Consider the following 18793-nt stretch of genomic DNA (forward strand, 5'->3'; position numbering starts at 1 on the left):
CTCATCGGTGGCCTCAAGGCCGAGTTCGACCGCCTGCCAGTCGTGCCATCCAATGCGTAGCCGGCGTAACGCGCCGAGAGGGCCAAGAAGGGCTGGACGTTCTCGTTCCAGATCCAGCACCATCCTCGGGTCGAGCCAGGAGATCTTCTCGACCCGGGGCGGCATCAGGTGGGGCGCCGCGCCGCGTTCCGCGCTGCCCCCGCCGGCGCCTTCTGCGGTATCGCCGGAGGGCGGACGCCGGGAACGGTGGCGACGGGCCGGGTGAGGACGGCAAGGCGCCCGCGCTCAAAGGCTGTTGACGCCCTCCGGTACGGCCCCGGCCCGGGCGGTGTCGCGGGACAGCCGGCCGAGTGCGGCCGACAGCCACAGCAGGATCCCGCCGACCGCGAGGTGAAGCGCGCTGGTCAGCGGCGAGTCGGGCAGCCCCGTCAGGAACGCGAACAGCGGCACGACCACGGCGTACCCCCACGACGGCACCCTCGGGAACACCTGGCCGCGGACCATCGCCGCCCCGAACAGGGCGCAGCCCAGGGCGAACACGGCCGCAGAGCCGAGCAGCGCCGGAATCGTGGGGCCGGTCAGCGTGGCCTTGATCGTGTCCTCGTCGAGGTGGAACAGCACGAGGTTCGCCGCGTAGGCGGCCCCGCCGAACAGCCCCAGTCCGACCAGGTTGACCACATGGGCGACATCGCCGAAGCGTCCGCCGACCGGACCCTGCCGCCGGTGCAGCGCGGTGAGCAGCGGCAGCGCGAGGGCGGGGGCGACGGCGAGGAGCAGGCTTGTGGTGGCGGTCTCACCGGTGAAGGCCTCCACCAGCGCGGGCAGCGCGATCAGCAGACCGGACAGCGCCCCGCACAGGGCGCCGGCACGCAGGAACAGCGCGGACATGAAAGTCAACTCCCTTGATTCGACGGGAAGATCAGGCTCGAACCGTAGGAAGGCGGCGGCCGGGCGGGGGAGATGAAGAACGGGGAGACCGGTAACCGGAGGTCACCGGCCATGGCGCCGGCCGGCATGTGCCGTTCGGCCACACTTGCCCCGCGCCCCGGGATGCCCCGCCGGACAGCGCCTAGCCTGACCGCGAGGGAAAGAAGGGGGCGCGCATGGCGGGCAGTGTGCCGGTGCGGTGGGTGGCGCCGTTGCTGTACGGCGCGGTTCTGGCCGGCGGGCTGTACCACGCCGCGGCGGACCTGGACGACGGCCCCGGGCCACCGCTGTGGCGGACGGCCGGCTTCGGCGCGGCGCTGGCCGCGCTGTTCGCCCTGGAGGAGACCGTCCGGCGGCGGCCCGCAGCCCGGCTGCCGGTCATGCTGGCCCGGGCCGCCCTGATCGGCGCGGTGGTGCTCCTCGACGCCTCGGGGCTCTCCCAGGTCCTGATCGTACTGCTGCCGTTCACCGCCTACTTCGCCTTCGGCGCGGCGACCGCGCTGGCGCTGGCCACGCTGTGTCCGGCCGGTCTGCTCACCGCCTACATGGTCGGCCCGCCCGGCTGGTACCGGGACGTGGACCGGGTGAACGACCTGCTGATGCTGCTCGTCGGGCTGGTACTGGCGCTCGCCATGGCGGCCGTCGCCGTCGGCGAACAGCGCGCCCGGCACGCCCTGCAGGAGTACGCGGACCGCGTCGCGGAGCTCTCCGCCGCCGCCGAGCGCAACCGGCTCGCCCGGGACCTGCACGACAGTCTCGGCCATCATCTCACCGCGATGTCCGTGCAGTTGGAGATGGCGTCGGAGTTCCGCACCCGCGATCCCGAGGCGGCCCGGGAGGCCGTGGACGAGGCGCGGCGCTCGGTGACCCTCGCGCTGGCCGACGTACGTCAGTCAGTGCGGGTGCTGCGCGGCCAGGCGTCACGGCCCGCCCTGGCCGCCGACCTCGCCGCCCTGGCCCGCGAGGGCGATGCGCGGCCGCGGATCACCGTGGAGGTGAGCGGCCCGGAGGACGGCTACGGGACCGCTGAGCTGACGACCCTGTACCGGGCGGCGCAGGAGGCCGTGACCAATGCGCGCCGGCATGCCCGGGCCTCCCGGGTGACGGTCGCGCTGCGGCTCGCGGACGAGGCGGCCAGCCTGGTCGTCGCCGACGACGGCAGGGGATTCGTCCCCGACGCCGCCGACGCGGGGTACGGTCTGCTGGGCATGCGGGAACGGGTGCAACTGGTGGCGGGGACCGTGCACATCGACAGCAGCCCCGGCGCCGGCACACGACTGACGGTGACCGTGCCCAGGGGAGGGACCGGATGAGCTGGGAGCCCGCGGGGTCGGATCCGGGGCCGGGGGTGCCGGAGCCTGTGCGGGTGCTGGTCGTGGATGACCAGCGGCTCATCCGGGACGGCATCGCCTCGCTGCTCTCCGTCCGGCCGGGTATCGACATCGTCGGCACCGCCGTCGACGGCCGCGACGCCGTGGCCAAGACGCTCGAACTGCGACCCGACGTGGTCCTCATGGACGTCCGGATGCCGGAGCTCGACGGCGTCGAGGCGGTCGCCGCCTTGCGAGGCAGGGCGCCGCGATGCCGCGTGGTGATGCTGACGACCTTCGACGACGAGGAGTACGTGGTCCAGGCCCTGCGCGCCGGAGCGAGCGGTTACCTCCTCAAGGACCTGCCGGCCGACGACCTCGCCCATGCGGTCCGGCTGGCGCACGCCGGTGTCACCCAGCTCGACTCCTCGGTGGCCCGCCGCCTCACCGACTCCCTGACCTCCTCGACGGCCTCCTCCGCCTCCATCTCTTCCGGCCCGCGCCCCGAAGTCCCGCTCAGCCCACGCGAGATCGACATTCTCCGGCTGGTGGCGCACGGGCACACCAACCGGGAGATCGCCGCCCGGCTGTATCTGAGCGAGGGCACCGTCAAGAACCACGTCTCCCGCATCCTGGGCCGCCTCGCCCTGCGCGACCGCACCCAGGCCGCGGTGCGAGCCCGGGACCTCGGCCTGCTGTGACACCCGCCTGCCGCCGGTGCGGGTCCGGCCGGCCGGTGCCGGGTGATGTGCCCTCAGCGGCTTGGCGCCGGGGCCGGGCCTGCCGGTCCGGTACAGGGCGTCCGGTCCTCGGGCCCCGCCGCCCAGGCGCCCTGTTGGACGACGGAAAACCGGTACCCGGGCGCCTGCACGACTGGCTAGGCTTCACCCCTCTCTGACCGGCACAGATGTGGGGAACGCATGACACAGCGGTTCACCGACCGCCAGGGCCGGGCGGTGGTGCTCGAGGAGATCACGGAGGACAACTGGCGCGATGTCGCCGACGTGGCGCCCGCCGACGAGCAGCGCCGGTACGTGGCCGCGCTCGCGGCGCGCTATCTCCTGCTCTCCCAGCGCGGCGAGGTGTGGACGTCCCTCGGCGTCCGCGCCGGTGACGACGTCGTGGGCCACGTCATGTGGGCGTACGACGACGAGGACGGCACCCACTGGATCGGCGGCATGGTGGTGAGCGCGTCCGAACAGGGCAAGGGGACGGGCCGCGCCGCCCTGGGCGCCGTGATCGAGCGCCTGTCGGCGCTGCCGGAGTGCCGGGAGATCCGTCTCTCGTACCACCCGGACAATACTCCCGCTGGCCGCCTCTACACCTCGTTCGGCTTCCGGCCGACCGGGGATCTCGAGGGCGAGGAGATCGTGCTGGCGCGTGCAGTCAGCTAGGACGTGCCAGCCCGGTCATGTGGCTGTCGCCACCCTTGCTCGATGGCTCGGGCACGGGGCGGGGCGATCCGACAGATGCAGAGTGGCAGCGGCCCAGTGCACGCCGACCGCGTACGACATGACGGTGGGGCGGCACCAGGCCGCCCCACCGCACCCCCTGTCACCCGATCGGCTCGCTCAGCGCAGGAGCGCGCCGAAGCGGGCGCCCGTGGCGGGCGCCGAGAGGTCGCCGGCGCCGAACGCGAGGGACGACGTGGCCGTGAGACCGGTCGCCGTGCCGCGCAGCACCCAGACCGCGCCGTTCCAGCTGTTCTCGGCCAGGGAACCGGCCGCGAGGTCGGCGTGGCCGTCACCGTCGACGTCCAGCAGAGCGCTGCTCGCGCCGAACTGGTCGTCGTTCTCGGCGACTCCGGGTACTCCGGCGGTGTCCTGGTGGAAGACCTGCGTACCGGCGCCCGTGACACCGGAGGCGCTGCCGGGGACCAGGGCGACGGACCCGGCGTCGGTGATGTCGCCGATGTCCTCGCCCGGGATGCCGAGCGCGATGTCGCCGAAGCCGTCACCGTTGACGTCCGCCACCGAGACCGTGGAGCCGATCCCGTCGCCCTCCTCCTCCACGCCGGGGAAGCCGGGCAGGTCCTGGTCGAAGGTCTGTACGCGCTCCTCGGACAGGCCGGAGGCCGACCCGAACGCGATTCGGACCTTGCCGCTGTTCCAGTCGTTGCCCACCACGACGTCGTCGAACCCGTCGTTGTTCACGTCCCCGATGCCGGTGCCCGTACCGGTCGCCGTGCCGTCCGCGGGGACCCAGCCGCTGGTGAAGCCCGTGCTGCCGCCGCCGAGGAACAGACGGTTGCCCCACTGGCCGTCGCCCGCGTACTTCCAGGCGACGATGTCGTCCTTGCCGTCGCCGTTGACGTCGCCGGTCCGGGTGGAGCGGATGGGCCCGCTGATCGAGTCGCCGTCCTCCTGGCAGCCGCCGTTGGTGGCGCAGGACGCGTCGCCGGCGTCGTAGCCCCACCAGTCGGCCTTGTCCAGCAGCGGCAGGGTGGCGGCGGGCTGTCCGGCACGGCTGACCGGGCCCTTCCACACGGTGGCGTCGCCGCTCGCCGGGTCGTCGCCCGCGCCGGACAGGTAGGAGAACAGGGCGAGGTCCGTCTTGCCGTCGCCGTCGAAGTCGCCGGTCGTGGGGGACTGCCCGTACCCGGGTACGGCCGTGCCGCCGGTGAGTCCGGAGGCGGAGCCCCAGAGGATGACGGAGCCGGGACTGCCGCCCGAGATCACCAGGTCGCTGAAGCCGTCGCCGTCCAGGTCGCCCTTGGTGAAGTTGGTCCCGAAGCGCTGGTTGGCGGTGGCGGAGCCGGGAACGCCGCTGGTGGAGCGGCTGATGAGCGTCTTGTTGGCGGCGGAGACCCCACCCGCGGAGCCGTACGTGACGGCCACGTAGCCCGCCTTGGCCTTGCCGGAGATCGTGGCGTCCGGAGCCGACACGACCAGGTCGGCGTAGCCGTCGCCGTTGAAGTCGTCCTGCGTGTCCGCGGACCCGGCGGCCGCCAGCGCCGGACCCCCGGTGAGAGCCATGACGCCGAATCCTCCGGCGAGCAGCACCGCGGCTGCCAGGGGTGCGGTGAGCGCGGTACGGGTTCGGCGGTGTGCTCGGGACATACGTGAGCCTTTCGAGTCGGTCGGTTCTGTACGCGGAAGGCCGCGTTCAGTGGGTACGACTCGAGCCGGGCGATCCCAGTTGTACGTCCCAATGTCATGGCTTCGTAACCGAGGAGACAGGTGCGGCGCCGAACTCCCTTGTCACCAAAGGGAATACAGCGCGAGTCACCGCCCGTCCACCACTCGCCTCGACCCACACGGGGCGGTCGATGAATGGCTCGCGCCAGGACAGGGTGTTCTCGCCGGTGAGGCGGCGGGCCATCAGGTCGGTGTAGTCGATGTCGTCGAGGGTGACGTCGAGGGGGTTGCCGCAGCAGTACCAGTGCACGTTGCCCCACTCGTAGTCGTGCCACAGATCCCGCTCGGGCCGGTGGGCGTAGTTCTTCCCCAGGCCCACAGCCGTGCTGACATCGCCTGGCTGCAGATAGTTGCGGGTGTGCTCGATGCGGCCGCGCCGATCTCGGACAGTGCACGCGAGACAGGCCGTCGATGACTGGCCTTGCACCCGTTATCAGGTGGCGGCCGGGGGCGCCGGCGCGGATCTGTCCTGGCCGTCTACGCGGCATCGGGAACGAGCCCAGCTCGTCGACAGGTCCCGCCAGGGCGAGTTGGTGCGGTACTTCCACGCGATGGCCTCAAGGGTGCGGCGGTGATCATCCAGCAGGCACGCTAGACGTGCACCTCGGGAGGAAAGCCCGTCCAGCGCAGCTCGCGAGGCAGATGCCGCATGTCGTATCGATGGACACAGCCTGCTTCGGCGCCGGTTCCCGCATCAAAGAGACAGAACCTGGCCCTCGGCCGATCACGGTGGTGTTGCGGCGTCTGGGTCAAGGCGCCGTGGACCGCGGAGAGGCGGGCGGCCGGGCGGGCACAGGCCGGAGTCGCGGAGACCAGCCTGTCGGGATCGGAGGCTGCGGGCCGAGGGGACGGCGGCCGAACGCAGTGCCGAGATCCGGCCGTCCGGGTTGCTGTGGCAGGACGGGGCCGACCGGCCTTTACTGGAAGGAGAGGATCACCGGTACAGGCGGCCACATCACTTCGTCCGCCTCCGGGCGCTTCGCCAAGGCAGGAGGTCGTGCCATGGACCAGCCTCAGCGAGAGCGCAGCTTGCCGCAACTCGTGGTCGACCGACCGGACCGGATGCGCGGCCGGGTCTTCGTCATCGACAACCAGCCGATGCTGGTCGGTCGGGACTCCGACTGCCAGATCCAGGTGGGCGATCCGGGTGTCAGCCGACGGCACGCGGTGGTGTGGCGGGCCTCGGGCCGGACCACCGTCGAGGATCTCGCCTCCACCAACGGCACCATGGTGAACGGGCACCCGGTGCTCGGGCAGCAGGTGCTGCACTCGGGCGATGTGCTGGATTTCGGGCCCCTGGAGGTGCATTACGAAGAGCAGCGCCCCGCCGACCGGACCGTTCAGGCCCCCAAGCCCGGAGCCGGCGGCACCCCGGACGCCATGCCGGGCTGGGGCCCCGCCCATGCGCCCCGGCCCACGCCCCACGGCGCTCCCGGCGCAGGGCCGCCACCCCCCGGCCCGCCGGGCGGCCCGGCACCGCGCGAGGCCGGCCGTACGCCGCCGCCCGGCGGCGAACGGCGGTTCGACATCGGAGGACAGCAGGCCGACCGGCTGAGCAACATCGCCGGGGACCAGTACAACTACGTTCAGCAGGCGCAGCGCGAGAGCTTCTTCAAAGAGATCGCCGCGACCCGTACCAGGGCGCGACACCTGATCCTGCTCGGCTTCCTGCTGTTCTTGGTCGGGGGCGGAATCTACGGCTGGGTGATCATTCGGTTCATTTCCGGCGCCGACGACGATTTTTCGTCGGGGAGTTCGAACTTCGACTCTTCCCCGGAACTGCTCGGGCCGAAGGTGGCCGGGGTGCCGGTAGGGGCGGTCGGGTTCGCGATGGCGGCTGTCGGGACGGTCCTGATGGTCATCGGGATTGTTCTGCACGTCGTGGCGACGTCCCGACGCCGCCGTTTCGAGGATGCCGAGCGGCAGGCGTTCTGGCGGCAGCGGTGAGGAGATGGGGAGCCATGGCCTTCAACATCGGCAACCAGCAGGGCGGCGTGGTCAACAACGTCGCCGGGAACCAGACCGTTCACGATGGCCAGTCGGCCGTCTTCACGGCGGGCGGACAGGAAGTACGCGGCCTGGTCCGGGAACTACGGGCGTCCATCGAGCAGACGGCACTGCCGCCGGCCATCGAGCCCGAGGTGCGGGCCGAGCTGGACTCGCTGGACGAGGAAGTCGCCCAGCCGGAGCCAGACCGGCAGGCGGTGGCGGGCCGGCTCGGCCGGATCACCCGGCTGCTGTCCTCGGCGGGTGCGCTGGCCACGGCCGGCACGAGTTTGATCGGGCCGCTTGGAGCGCTCGCGGGCTGGCTCGGCACACTCGGCCAGCCGATCCTGCGGGCGATCACAGGCTGAGGGAGGAGGCTGTCTTCGCGAGCGCGCCGCTGCCGACGCGGCCTCCGGAGGGCTGGCGCACCAGGCTCGAACTGTCCGCAGCGGTCCAGTGGCGCCTCTACCAGGCGCATCCCTGGCTGGCCGCGTCCCTCAATCTCAGCCGGCCCCTGCTTGTGCCGCACGGCAGGCGGCACATTGACTGTGCCCCGGCAGCCCCGGCAGCCCCGGCAGCCCCGGCAGCCCCGGACGGCGTCGGGCTGGACGCAGACACCCGTATGCACGCGGCAGTCACCCGCTTTGGATACGTCCGAGGCCAGGCAGTCGACACGGAACCCGAAGCACGAGCCACCCGGACCAGCGGCATCACCGCAGAGCAGTGGATGGACGCCCAGCACGACCGAGCACGACCGCATGACCACCCTGCCGGCTCAGGCCGCCTTCCCCATTTCTCCACGGCTTCATGGTGAGGCGGAACACCGAAGGCAAGTACGTCTTCGTGGATGGAGACGGCGACTGGCGACAGGCCGGCTACAACCACCGCACCTGCAGCTGATACCTGTTCCGCAGGCCAACGCCGCCTGAGTCGCACCAGGTCACCTCAGCGGCGGACCGTGAGTCTGTGGGGTGGCGGGGATCTTCCGCACGCATTGCTCGTGAGCCGACCATGAAGTGGCGGGTCAGCCGCAGCGTGAGAGGAGGGGACTGCCTGTCGGCCCGGAGTCGCCGCCGGTCCCGCTGAAGCCGCGGGGAAGGGGCGCCGAACTGCGGCTGCACTGCGAAGAGGTCTGCGGAAAGGCCTGAGGGCGGCACGGGCAGACCTCTTGCTGAGCTGACGCACTCCCGATCCGACGCCTCATCGGGTCGGGTCGAGGAGGCTCCCGCCGGGGCTGACGGTGACCAAGGCGCGCCAAGCCCGTTGGCCGCCCTGCGGGGGCCTGCCGCGCTGAACGCGTGGGTCCGTTACGTGGACTCGCGCACCACCAGCTCGGTCGGCAGCGTGACCTGCCGCCGTGGCGCGCCGTGCTGGGTGATGTCGGTGAGGATGCGGGCCATCGTGCGACCGAGTTCCTCGACGGGCTGGCGCACCGTGGTCAGCGGCGGGTTGGTGTGGCGGGCGAGGACGGAGTCCTCGAATCCGGCGACGGCGACATCGCGCGGCACCTGCCGCTTCTGCCGCTTCAGTTCGGTGAGGGCGCCGACGGCCATGAGGTCCGAGGCGGCGAAGACCGCGTCGAGGTCAGGGGCGCGTTCAAGAAGCGAACGCATCGCGCGGACGCCGCTCTCCTCGGTGAAGTCTCCTTCCTCGACGAGCGCCTCGTCCGCGGAAAGGCGCGCCTCGCGGTGTGCGGTGTGCCAGCCGGCGAGCCGGTTGCGGCTGACGTCCATGTCCAGGGGGCCGGTGATGGTGGCCACGCGCCGCCGGCCGCGTTCGAGCAGATGGTGGACCGCCGCGGTGGCGCCTCCGGCGTTGTCGGCGTTCACGTAACTCAGCTGTTCGCCGGCGTCGCGGCGGCCCGCGAGCACGGTGGGCAGGCCCATCTCCTCGAGCATGCCGGGCAGTCGGTCCGTGGAGTGCACGGAGACCAGGAGCACGCCGTCCACCCGGCGGGTCGCCACCGATTCGGTCAGCTGATCGCGTTCGGCCTGGTCGCGGACGAGTATCAGCTGCAACTGGGTGCGGCTGTCGGCGAGGGCACCGCTGACACCGCGGATGAGTGCGGCGAAGAAGGGCTCCGATCCCAGCCGGCTCTCGGACTCCGGGATCACCAGGGCCACGGCGTTGGTGCGGTTGGTGACCAGGCCCCGGGCGACCGAGTTGGGCACGTAATTGAGTTCCTTGATCGCGGCGAGGACCCGGGCACGGGCGTCGGCGCTGACGAGGTCGGAGCCGTTCACCACTCGGGAGACGGTGGTGCGGCCCACACCGGCGCGGGCGGCGACCGTTTTGATCGTTGGGCGGCGGTTGCCGGACATGCGCTTCCCCCTCGGCGTCGCGCGGCGGTGCCTGCCGCGGAGGTGACCTGCGGCAATTCTTGCAGACCTGGACCTCGGCACGGCACCCCGGGACGCCGCGGTGCCCACCGCACAAGCCGCGGACCCAGGACGAGTTGCGTTCAAGTCATTGACAGACCCGCCCTGCTCCGACGAGTCTTCGAGGCGCGGTGGGAACGTGCCCACCCAGCGTTGGGCACGTTCCCACCGCCATTTGTCAGAGCCGCTGTCCGGCATCGCTGCAGCCATCGCAGAACTCGTCACCGATGGGCCGGCGCCGCCGCTGGGAGGAGATCCATGGGCACTTTCGGTTGGTCGCACAGAAGGGCGATGGCGACGGTCGCGGCCGTCGGCGCGCTGACACTCGTCGTCGGTTGCAGCGGCAGCGACGACTCGGTCACCGGTGGGGGAAAGAAGGACGGCAAGGTCACCATCACCATGGGCCTGTTCGGGGTGATGGGCATCAAGGAGACGGGCCTTCTCGAGCAGTACGAGAAGGAGAACCCCGGCGTCGACATCAAGGCCGAGATCGCCGGTGACGAGCAGACCTACTACACCGCGTTGCAGACCAGGCTCGCCGCAGGCAAGGGCCTGAAGGACATCCAGGGCATCGAGATCGGGCGTGCCAAGGAGATCACCGAGACGCAGGCCTCCCGGTTCGCCGACTTCGCCGGGACGTCGGGCACCGACCACTTCCTGCCGTGGAAGGAGTCCCAGATCAGCACTGCGGACGGCAAGGTGCTGGGGCTGGGCACCGACATCGGCCCGATGGCCGTCTGCTACCGCAAGGACTACTTCGAGAAGGCGGGCCTGCCCACCGACCGCGAAGAGGTCGCGGCGCTCTGGGCGGGCGACTGGAAGAAGTACGTCGAGGTCGGCCGCACCTTCAAGAAGGACTTCAAGGGTGACAAGGTCGCCTACATGGACGCCGCCAGCGGCCTGTTCAACGCCATGGTCTACGGCTACCCCGAGCAGTACTACGACGAAAAGGGCGAGTTGATCTACGACTCCAACCCCGCCGTCAAGGAGGCGTGGAACCTCGCCGCGGACGCAGCGGAGGACGGCCTGACGGCCAAGCTGCGCCAGTTCCAGCCCGGTTGGGACCCGGGTCTGGCCAACGGCACCTTCGCCACGGCCGTGTGTCCCGCGTGGATGCTCAGCCACATCAGCGAGAAGGCCGGTGCGGCGAACAAGGGCAAGTGGGACGTGGCCAAGGCACCCAAGGGCGCCAACTGGGGCGGGTCCTTCCTCGGCGTGATCGAGCAGAGCCCGGTGAAGGAGGAGGCCAAGAAGCTCGTCGCCTGGCTGACCGCGCCGGAGCAGCAGGCCCACATCTTCAAGGAGATCGGCAACATCCCCTCCTCACGCGAGGCACTGGAGAGCGCCGACGTGAAGAACGCCAAATCGGCGTACTTCGGTGACGCGCCGATCGGCGAGATCTTCGGCGCCGCCGCCCAGGAGATACCGGACAAGCAGGTCCTCGGCCGCAAGGACGGCACGATCAAGGACACCTTCTCCCAGGGCCTCACCCTGATCGAGCAGCAGGGCACCGCGCGGGACAAGGCGTGGAAGACCACCGCGGAGCGCATCGAGAAGGCGGTCGGCTGACCCCCGTCCGTCCGGCCGCGGCCGTCCGGGCCCGCTGTTCGGCGGCGGGCCCGGACGGCCGGCTCACCCATCCGCTCTCAGGAAGGATCCTCCGGTGGCCACCTCCACCACCACGGCCCCCGCCGGGCACTCCCCGGACAAGGGCCCGGCGCGGCGGCGCGGCGCGCTCCTGCACCGCCTCGACCTCAAGGGCGCCCCGTACGCGTTCGTCGCGCCGTTCTTCGTGGTCTTCGCCGCGTTCAGTTTCTACCCCCTGCTCTACACGTCGTGGATCTCGCTGCACGACGTGGAACTCGCCACCCTCGACGTCATGCAGTGGGTGGCGTTCGACAACTACGTGGAGCTGTGGGGCGATTCACGGTTCTGGAACGCGCTGCAGAACACGATCACCATCGGTGTCATCTCCACGGTGCCGCAACTGCTGATGGCCCTGGGACTGGCGCACCTGCTCAACTACCGCATGCGCGCCTCGCTGTTCTTCCGCGTCGCCTCCCTGGTCCCCTACGCCACCTCGGTCGCCGCCGCCGCCCTCGTCTTCACGATGATCTTCGAACGTGACTTCGGCATGATCAACTGGGCGCTCGGCACGGTGGGGATCGACCCCCTGGACTGGGAGGGCGGCAAGTGGCCCGCCCAGATCGCGATCTCCACCATCGTCATCTGGCGCTGGACCGGCTACAACGCGCTGCTGTACCTGGCCGCCATGCAGGCCATCCCCGCCGACCGGTACGAGGCGGCCTCCCTGGACGGCGCCTCCCGCTGGAAGCAGTTCACCCACGTCACGGTGCCCGGGATCCGCTCCACCATCGTCTTCACCATCGTGCTCTCCACCATCGGCGCCACCCAGCTGTTCGGCGAACCGCTGATCTTCGGACAGGGCCCGAACGGCATCACCGGCGGCGCGGACAACCAGTACCAGACACTGGGCCTGCTGCTGTACGAGGAGGGCTGGAAGAACTACCAGATGGGCCGCTCGGCCACCGTCGCCTGGGCCATGTTCCTGCTGCTCGTCCTCGTCTTCCTCGTGCAGCGCCTCGTCAAGCGCCTGCGCTCCGGCACGTCCTGACCTGGAGTCACCATGACCACTCAGAGTCTCCCGGCCCGGACCGGCAGCGCGGTCCGCACCCCCCGCAAGCCGGCCGGCCGCGGTGGCCGGCTGCTGCGCCAGCGAGCGGGCCGCCAGCACCACGCCGGCCCGCTGGCCTATGTGCTGCTCGCCGTGATGGCACTGCTGTCGATCTTCCCGTTGTACTGGACGATGGTGGCGGCCTCCACCGACAACACCCGGGTCAGCCAGACACCGCCGCCCTTCCTGCCCGGGCCGAACCTGTTCAGCAACCTCGCCCGGGCCTGGGACGAGGCGGCGATGGGCAAGGCCATGGTCAACAGCCTCATCGTGGCCGGGGTGATCGCCCTGTCCACGGTCATGTTCGCCACGCTCGCCGGGTTCGCCTTCGCCAAGCTGCGGTTCAAGGGCCGCAACGCGCTGCTCATGCTGGTGATCGGCACGATGCTGGTGCCGCCGCAGCTCGGTGTCGTACCGCTGTTCATGATGATGTCCGAGCTGGGCTGGTCCCAGCAGCTGCCCGCCGTCATCTTCCCGACGCTGGTGAGCGCGGTGGGGGTGTTCTTCATGCGGCAGTACCTGTCCGAGGCGCTGCCGGACGAACTCGTCGAGGCCGGACGCGTGGACGGGGCGCACTCGCTGCGGATCTTCTGGAGCATCGTGCTGCCCGTCGCCCGGCCCGCGATGGCCGTCCTGTTCATGATCACGTTCGTGCACGCCTGGAACGACTTCTTCTGGCCGTTCGTGGTCCTCGACATGACCAACCCCACCGTCCCCGTCGCCCTCACCCAGCTCAGCGCGGGCTACGTCCGCGACCAGTCGCTGATCATGGCCGGCGCGCTGCTGGGCACCCTGCCGCTGCTGGCGATGTTCATCGTCTTCGGCCGGCAGATCGTCAGCGGCATCATGGCGGGCGCCGTGAAGGGCTGACCCGCCCCCGCGCGCCCCCGCACAGCCGAGCCCGCCCCTCGCCCGGCCGACACGCCCCGGAACCCACCGCGCCCAATGCCACCCACCGCACCCGCGCACACCACCATCCCCCCTCGAAAGGACTTACGTGGTCACCGCAGCACAGCAGAGCCGGTCCGCCCCGGACGCCGCACGCACCTTCCCCCGAGGTTTCCTCTGGGGCTCCGCGACCGCCTCGTACCAGATCGAGGGGGCCGCCGCGGAGGACGGCCGTACGCCGTCCATCTGGGACACCTACGCCCGCACCCCCGGCCGGGTCCGCAACGGCGACACCGGTGACATCGCCACCGACCACTACCACCGCTGGAACGAGGACGTCGCCCTGATGGCCGAACTCGGCCTGGGCGCCTACCGTTTCTCCCTCGCCTGGCCCCGGATCCAGCCCACCGGCCGCGGCCCGGCCGTGCAGAAGGGGCTGGACTTCTACCGGCGGCTGGTCGACGCGCTGCTGGAGAAGAACATCCAGCCCGTAGCGACCCTCTACCACTGGGACCTGCCCCAGGAACTGGAGGACGCGGGCGGCTGGCCCGAACGGGCCACGGCCGAGCGGTTCGCCGAGTACGCGGCCCTCGCGGCGGACGCCCTCGGCGACCGGGTGAAGACCTGGACCACCCTCAACGAACCCTGGTGCAGCGCCTTCCTCGGCTACGGCTCCGGCGTGCACGCCCCCGGCCGCACCGACCCGGTCGCCGCCCTGCGCGCCGCCCACCACCTCAACCTGGGCCACGGCCTGGCCGTCCAGGCACTGCGCGACCGCCTGCGCGCCGACGCTCAGGTCTCGGTCACACTCAACATCCACCATGTGCGCCCGCTCACCGACTCGGACGGCGACGCCGACGCGGTCCGCCGGATCGACGCCCTCGCCAACCGGGTCTTCACCGGCCCGATGCTGACCGGCGCCTACCCGGAGGACCTGCTCAAGGACACCGCCGAGCTGACCGACTGGTCCTTCGTCCAGGACGGCGACCTGCGCGACATCCACCAGCCGCTGGACTTCCTGGGCGTCAACTACTACAGCCCCACCCTGGTCTCCGAGGCCGACGGCAGCGGCACCCACACCTCCGACGGACACGGCAACAGCGCCCACAGCCCCTGGCCGGCCGCCGACCCGGTCGCCTTCCACCAGCCGCCCGGCGAGACCACCGCGATGGGCTGGGCCGTCGACCCCAGCGGGCTGTACGACCTCCTGCGACGTCTCTCCGTCGACTTCCCCCGGCTGCCGCTGGTCATCACCGAGAACGGTGCCGCCTTCGACGACTACGCCGACCCGGCCGGCCAGGTCAACGACCCCGCCCGCATCGCCTACGTGCGCGGGCACCTGGCCGCCGTCCACCAGGCGATCCTGGACGGCTCGGACGTGCGCGGCTACTTCCTGTGGTCCCTGCTGGACAACTTCGAGTGGGCCCACGGCTACAGCAAGCGCTTCGGAGCCGTGTACGTCGACTACCCGACCGGCACCCGCATCCCCAAGGCCAGCGCCCGCTGGTACGCCGAGGTCGCCCGTACCGGCGTGCTGCCCGGCGCCTGACCGGGCCGGTGCGGCCACACAGCATCCCGCGTGGCGTGCCGCACCAGGGGACCGCCCCCGCCCGCCGACGGAGCGCGGACGGGGGCGGACCGTGCCGGGCGCCCGGTGCGCGTGAACGACTGCAGGACTTCCCCATGCGGCGCGTCACCGCTCAGCTTGACTCTGTCGGGGATCTTGGTGCCGGCGGAGTCAAGTGCCCAGGGTTCGCCAGGACTTCAGGCGAGGGATCTCGCGTTGGTCGAGGTAGTTCTGGAAGGCCGTCGGCCGGCGGGATGTGGGGGCTTCCTCAGCTGGTGGCAGTCCGCTGAGGCGCTCGATGTTCACGGCGATGGCTGTCAGGACGTGCTGGACGTGGACCTTTCCCTTTCCTCGGTAGCGGCAGCGCCGTATGCCGTGTCCGTGGGCGAACTCGTTGACCGTGCCCTCCACTCCGGAGCGGACCGCGTAGCGGGCCTTCCACTCGGGCGTCTGCTGCTCGGCACGGACGCGGAGTTGCAGGTCACGGAGCTCTCGGGGAGAGAAGCCCACGGTGCGGGCGTCGTCGGCGGTGCTGGTGCACTGGGTGCGGGCCGGGCAGGGGCGGCACTGGCTCTTGGTGAACCTGGCCACGATCAGCGGGGCGGCGGTAGGTGAGGATGTCGGGTAGGGGCCGTGCCAGCCCGCGCTGACCTGTCCCTGGGGGCAGGTCACCTGCTGACGGTCGAAGTCGATATGGAAGTCGTCCCGGGCGAAGCCCTCGCCTCGGCGGTGCTGGCGGGTGGGGTTGCTCTTCAGCGGACCGGAGACGGTGACCTGGTGTTCACGGGCGGCCTTTTCCAGGTGGGGCAGAGAGGTGTAGCCGGCGTCGACCAGGTGCTCGGCGGGCAGCAGGCCGCGGCGGGCGAGGCGTGTGTGGACGCCGGGCAGGACCTGGCTGTCGTGGGTGGTGGCCGCGGTGGTGGCGACATCCGTGATCACGTTGGGGCTGTCGGCAGCACAGGTCTCGGTCAGATGAGCGGCGAACCCCTTCCAGCTGATGATGTGCCCGTGTCGCGCGTAGCGGGCCGAGGTGTTTAGGGAGAGACGATCGCCCTCGACGACGACGGCAGACCCGCCCCGCCCTCCTTCTCGGCGGTGCGCCAGCGCAGGTGGCCCGCGGCATCACGGTGATAGTTCTGCACCATGATCTGGCGCAGAGCCTGGATACGAGGACCGGACATGCGGCCCGCTCCGAAGCGGTGGAGGTATTCCAGAAGTCGGACGGCGTCGTTTCCGGTGGCAAGAATCCTGGTCACGGGCTTGGTGGGGTTCTTCCCCAGGCGAACCGGCCGGCCGTAGCGCAGCCCCCAGTCCTCGTCGACCAGCCCGTCCAGCAGATGAGGAGAGATACCTGCGACCTCTTCGAGCGCGGCGCGGACCGCCTCTGTGACCAGCTCCAGACGGGTCAGATCCCGCACCGCTGCCAGAAACGTGCGTGGAATCGGTGCGCTGGGTGGTGCGCTCGCGGACGAGACCGGCCTCCTTCAGGCGCGCGAGTGCGAGGTCGAGGAGGCGGTCGGCGCGGCCGTCCTCGGCGAGACGGTCTCGGAAGTCGCCCAGCACGCTGTGGTGGAAGCCGGGGTCGTCCAGCTCCATGGCCATGGCGTACTTGAAGTCGATGCGGCAGCGGACCGCCTCGGCGGCCTGCCTGTCCGACAGACCGAGCAGGAACTGCAGCACACACACAGTGGCCAGCTGAGCGGGCGACAGACCCGGACGCCCGTCCCGCGGGTACCAGTCGGCGAAGTCCTCGTCGCACCACAGCCCATCAAGGCGGTCACGCACCCATATCGCCGTCGTGCCACCCGGGTTGCTCGCCCGCGCGACCTGCGCAGTCAGAGGCGGAACCTGCTCACCGGAACGGGGACGAAGGGACAACGAGCACCTCGACAGCTGTATCGGTCGGCGGACCCACACGAGCATGCCTGTCGATCTCGCTGCCGTACCGGGAAACTCCAAGATCCCCGACAGAGTCAAGCTCAGCGGGCTGCAGAGCATGCGGGGAGCTGATGTTCAGCTGAGCCCGTCTACGACGACTCGTGTCGGTGACGCGCCACCAGGCATGGCTCTTCTTCCCCCTGACCCTCCTCGAAGGGCTGGCCCTGAAGCTCCACGGCTTCCAGGGCCTGCGCCGTCAGACCGGCCGCGAACGACTGGCGGAGGGCAGGGCATGCTCCTCGTCGCCCACGTCGCCGGGTACGTCACCCTCCTCCTGACGACCATGCCGCTCACGCACGCACTCGTCTTCGCGGCGCTCCACCAGGCCCTGTCCGGGCTGCACCCGGGCATGGCCTTCGCGCCCAACCACAAGGGGATGGACATGCCCGACCCCGACGGCGAGAAGTGGGGACACCTGCGGCTCCAGGTCCTCACGTCCCGCAACGTCAGGGGCAGCTTCCTCACCGAGTGGTTCCTCGGGGGCCTCAACCACCAGATCGAGCACCACCTGTTCCCCGGCATGCCCCGCCCGCACCTGAGGCTCGCCCGGTCCATGGTGAAGGCCCGCTGCCGCGACCTCGGCATCCCCTACGCGGAGACCGACCTCGTCGACTCCTGCCGTCAGGCCCTGCGGCACATGTGGGAGAACCGCTGCGTGCCGACATATGAGGAGCCGACGCCTTGCGCCACTCCGGACGCCGTCGCGGCGCACATAGGCTGGTGCGCATGACCTCAGTGGAGGAGGAACGCCCGCGCGCACTGCTCGCGGGGGCTTCGCGGCGATGGGTGCGGCTGCTGCCGTGGGCCGTGGCGTTCGTGCTGTGCGTCGCCCTGCTGCCCACGACCATCGTGGTCCTCACCGCCGACTACGGCCTGACCGGAGGCGTCGCCGGCGGGTTGGCCGTCGCGCAGGCCGCGCCGCTGCTGCTCGCCGTCGTACGGCCGCTGCAGGCCTGGTACGTGGTCTTCGTCGCGGACGTCGCCGGGGCGCTCGCCCTGCTCACCGTCGACTTCCAGGAGCGGCTGCTGTGGCCGTTCCCGCCCATGGAGATCGTCGGGTATGTCGGCCTCTGCCTCGCCCTGGGGCTGCGCGAGCGGCGCCGGACACTGCTGCTGGTGTGGCTGGCCACGGCCGCCGCGAACGTGGCCCTGGGGTTCGTCGCGCCCCATGGCTTCGGCGCCATGGGCCTGCTGTTCACCATCCTCGGGGGCGTCGCGCTCCTGCTGGGCGGTGCGCTGCGCGAGCGGTCCGAGGCGCAGCGCAGGCTGGTCGAGCAGGAGACGATCAGCGAGGCCGAACGTGGCCGGCGGACGCTGCTGGAGGAGCGCGCCCGGATCGCCCGCGAGCTGCACGACGTGGTGGCACACCACATGTCCGTCATCACGGTGCAGGCGGACACCGCGGAGTACCGCCTCGACAGGCTGCCGCCGGACGTGCGGGAGGAGTTCACGTCCATCGCGGCGACCGCGCGCGAGTCGCTCGGCGAAATGCGACGGCTCCTCGGCGTGCTGCGCAACGAGGAGGCGCACGGCGAGCTCGCGCCCCAGCCGGGCCTGGCGCAGATCGGGCAGCTGGTGGAAGTGACGGCGAGGGCCCGCGGGCCGGTGGAGTTCACCCCCTGCGACGTCGAGGTGCCCGAGGCGGTCGGCCTGTCCGCGTACCGGATCGTCCAGGAGGCTCTCTCGAACGTCGTGCGGCACGCGCCGGGTGCCCGCACGCAGGTGTCGCTGTCGGTGACGGAGTCCGATCCGCAGGACGGTGCGCGGCTCACCGTCCTGGTCGTCAACGGACCGCCGCCCCAGCCGCCCGACGGGCCGCTCGAGGCGGGCGGCACCGGGCACGGCCTCGTCGGCATGCGCGAGCGGGTGCGGCTCGTCGGCGGCAGCCTGGACACGGGGCCGCTGCCGGCCGGCGGCTTCCGGGTCGCCGCCCGACTTCCCCTGAACTTCCTTGACTGAAAAGGACT

The 18793-nt window shown here is 71.0% G+C and carries 16 protein-coding genes and 3 pseudogenes; 11 read left to right on the plus strand and 8 right to left on the minus strand.

The window, feature by feature from the left end; genetic code table 11:
- Window positions 1-285: 285 nt before the first annotated feature.
- Complete coding sequence (locus GWK25_RS25235) at window positions 286-888, minus strand: hypothetical protein (protein ID WP_215453265.1); 603 nt, start codon at window positions 886-888, stop codon at window positions 286-288.
- A 215-nt stretch (window positions 889-1103) separates the two neighbouring features.
- Here GWK25_RS25235 and GWK25_RS25240 point away from each other — a divergent pair, with 215 nt between their 5' ends.
- From GWK25_RS25240 to GWK25_RS25250, 3 genes are all read left to right on the plus strand, one after another.
- Window positions 1104-2240: a sensor histidine kinase gene (locus GWK25_RS25240; RefSeq protein WP_215453266.1), complete on the plus strand. Its 1137-nt coding sequence runs from the start codon at window positions 1104-1106 to the stop codon at window positions 2238-2240.
- A complete protein-coding gene (locus GWK25_RS25245; protein ID WP_215453268.1) occupies window positions 2237-2938 on the plus strand; it encodes a response regulator transcription factor in 702 nt (233 codons plus the stop codon). The genes GWK25_RS25240 and GWK25_RS25245 overlap by 4 nt, the downstream gene beginning before the upstream one ends.
- Before the next feature lie 219 nt (window positions 2939-3157).
- Window positions 3158-3631: an N-acetyltransferase gene (locus GWK25_RS25250; RefSeq protein ID WP_215453270.1), complete on the plus strand. Its 474-nt coding sequence runs from the start codon at window positions 3158-3160 to the stop codon at window positions 3629-3631.
- Window positions 3632-3808: 177 nt separating this feature from the next.
- Here the strand turns inward: GWK25_RS25250 and GWK25_RS25255 are convergent, their stop codons facing one another.
- From GWK25_RS25255 to GWK25_RS44825, 3 genes and pseudogenes are all read right to left on the minus strand, one after another.
- Window positions 3809-5296: an FG-GAP and VCBS repeat-containing protein gene (locus GWK25_RS25255; RefSeq protein ID WP_215453272.1), complete on the minus strand. Its 1488-nt coding sequence runs from the start codon at window positions 5294-5296 to the stop codon at window positions 3809-3811.
- Between the two features lie 94 nt (window positions 5297-5390).
- Window positions 5391-5693: a hypothetical protein gene (locus GWK25_RS25260; RefSeq protein ID WP_215453276.1), complete on the minus strand. Its 303-nt coding sequence runs from the start codon at window positions 5691-5693 to the stop codon at window positions 5391-5393.
- Window positions 5694-5846: 153 nt separating this feature from the next.
- Window positions 5847-5951: pseudogene (locus GWK25_RS44825) on the minus strand (IS5/IS1182 family transposase); the annotation flags it as partial.
- Window positions 5952-6376: 425 nt separating this feature from the next.
- Between GWK25_RS44825 and GWK25_RS25265 the strand changes: the two are divergent.
- The gene (locus tag GWK25_RS25265; RefSeq protein ID WP_215453280.1) at window positions 6377-7321 is read left to right on the plus strand and encodes an FHA domain-containing protein; all 945 of its coding nucleotides are present in this window, start codon (window positions 6377-6379) and stop codon (window positions 7319-7321) included.
- 14 nt (window positions 7322-7335) lie between these two features.
- Window positions 7336-7728, plus strand: a complete 393-nt coding sequence (locus GWK25_RS25270; RefSeq protein ID WP_215453283.1) for a hypothetical protein — start codon at window positions 7336-7338, stop codon at window positions 7726-7728.
- A gap of 939 nt (window positions 7729-8667) precedes the next feature.
- On the opposite strand, the gene GWK25_RS25275 is transcribed toward GWK25_RS25270, so the two are convergent.
- Window positions 8668-9681: a LacI family DNA-binding transcriptional regulator gene (locus tag GWK25_RS25275; RefSeq protein WP_215453285.1), complete on the minus strand. Its 1014-nt coding sequence runs from the start codon at window positions 9679-9681 to the stop codon at window positions 8668-8670.
- A 315-nt stretch (window positions 9682-9996) separates the two neighbouring features.
- On the opposite strand from GWK25_RS25275, the gene GWK25_RS25280 reads away from it, so the two are divergent.
- From GWK25_RS25280 to GWK25_RS25295, 4 genes are all read left to right on the plus strand, one after another.
- A complete protein-coding gene (locus GWK25_RS25280) occupies window positions 9997-11307 on the plus strand; it encodes an ABC transporter substrate-binding protein (RefSeq protein WP_215453288.1) in 1311 nt (436 codons plus the stop codon).
- A 94-nt stretch (window positions 11308-11401) separates the two neighbouring features.
- Window positions 11402-12373 carry a carbohydrate ABC transporter permease gene (locus GWK25_RS25285; protein ID WP_059084708.1) on the plus strand — a complete coding sequence of 324 codons (972 nt, stop codon included), beginning with the start codon at window positions 11402-11404 and terminating at the stop codon, window positions 12371-12373.
- Window positions 12374-12385: 12 nt separating this feature from the next.
- Window positions 12386-13303, plus strand: coding sequence for a carbohydrate ABC transporter permease (locus tag GWK25_RS25290; protein ID WP_215453291.1), 918 nt, complete (start codon window positions 12386-12388; stop codon window positions 13301-13303).
- Between the two features lie 127 nt (window positions 13304-13430).
- Window positions 13431-14870, plus strand: coding sequence for a GH1 family beta-glucosidase (locus tag GWK25_RS25295; protein WP_215453294.1), 1440 nt, complete (start codon window positions 13431-13433; stop codon window positions 14868-14870).
- 189 nt (window positions 14871-15059) lie between these two features.
- Here the strand turns inward: GWK25_RS25295 and GWK25_RS43735 are convergent, their stop codons facing one another.
- The 3 genes and pseudogenes from GWK25_RS43735 to GWK25_RS43745 form a co-directional block, all read right to left on the minus strand.
- Window positions 15060-15827, minus strand: a complete 768-nt coding sequence (locus GWK25_RS43735) for a transposase (protein WP_308404314.1) — start codon at window positions 15825-15827, stop codon at window positions 15060-15062.
- Window positions 15828-15922: 95 nt separating this feature from the next.
- Window positions 15923-16306, minus strand: coding sequence for a hypothetical protein (locus GWK25_RS43740; protein ID WP_251830816.1), 384 nt, complete (start codon window positions 16304-16306; stop codon window positions 15923-15925).
- A gap of 145 nt (window positions 16307-16451) precedes the next feature.
- Window positions 16452-16886: pseudogene (locus tag GWK25_RS43745) on the minus strand (transposase); the annotation flags it as partial.
- 47 nt (window positions 16887-16933) lie between these two features.
- Between GWK25_RS43745 and GWK25_RS25305 the strand changes: the two are divergent.
- A pseudogene (locus tag GWK25_RS25305) lies at window positions 16934-17556 on the plus strand (fatty acid desaturase); the annotation flags it as partial.
- Window positions 17553-18785, plus strand: coding sequence for a sensor histidine kinase (locus GWK25_RS25310; RefSeq protein WP_215453297.1), 1233 nt, complete (start codon window positions 17553-17555; stop codon window positions 18783-18785). The pseudogene GWK25_RS25305 and the gene GWK25_RS25310, both read left to right, overlap by 4 nt.
- Window positions 18786-18793 lie beyond the last annotated feature (8 nt).

It is taken from the genome of Streptomyces sp. ATCC 21386 (genome assembly GCF_018728545.1).
Classification (GTDB): Bacteria; Actinomycetota; Actinomycetes; order Streptomycetales; family Streptomycetaceae; genus Streptomyces.

What these genes read in the sequence shown, in the direction of transcription:
- GWK25_RS25275 (WP_215453285.1), bottom strand. Translation starts at nt 9,681, where the DNA reads ATGTCCGGCAACCGCCGCCCAACGATCAAAACGGTCGCCGCCCGCGCC.
- GWK25_RS25310 (WP_215453297.1), top strand. Translation starts at nt 17,553, where the DNA reads ATGACCTCAGTGGAGGAGGAACGCCCGCGCGCACTGCTCGCGGGGGCT.
- GWK25_RS25235 (WP_215453265.1), bottom strand. Translation starts at nt 888, where the DNA reads ATGTCCGCGCTGTTCCTGCGTGCCGGCGCCCTGTGCGGGGCGCTGTCC.
- GWK25_RS25240 (WP_215453266.1), top strand. Translation starts at nt 1,104, where the DNA reads ATGGCGGGCAGTGTGCCGGTGCGGTGGGTGGCGCCGTTGCTGTACGGC.
- GWK25_RS25290 (WP_215453291.1), top strand. Translation starts at nt 12,386, where the DNA reads ATGACCACTCAGAGTCTCCCGGCCCGGACCGGCAGCGCGGTCCGCACC.
- GWK25_RS25280 (WP_215453288.1), top strand. Translation starts at nt 9,997, where the DNA reads ATGGGCACTTTCGGTTGGTCGCACAGAAGGGCGATGGCGACGGTCGCG.
- GWK25_RS25265 (WP_215453280.1), top strand. Translation starts at nt 6,377, where the DNA reads ATGGACCAGCCTCAGCGAGAGCGCAGCTTGCCGCAACTCGTGGTCGAC.
- GWK25_RS25270 (WP_215453283.1), top strand. Translation starts at nt 7,336, where the DNA reads ATGGCCTTCAACATCGGCAACCAGCAGGGCGGCGTGGTCAACAACGTC.
- GWK25_RS25245 (WP_215453268.1), top strand. Translation starts at nt 2,237, where the DNA reads ATGAGCTGGGAGCCCGCGGGGTCGGATCCGGGGCCGGGGGTGCCGGAG.
- GWK25_RS25255 (WP_215453272.1), bottom strand. Translation starts at nt 5,296, where the DNA reads ATGTCCCGAGCACACCGCCGAACCCGTACCGCGCTCACCGCACCCCTG.
- GWK25_RS25250 (WP_215453270.1), top strand. Translation starts at nt 3,158, where the DNA reads ATGACACAGCGGTTCACCGACCGCCAGGGCCGGGCGGTGGTGCTCGAG.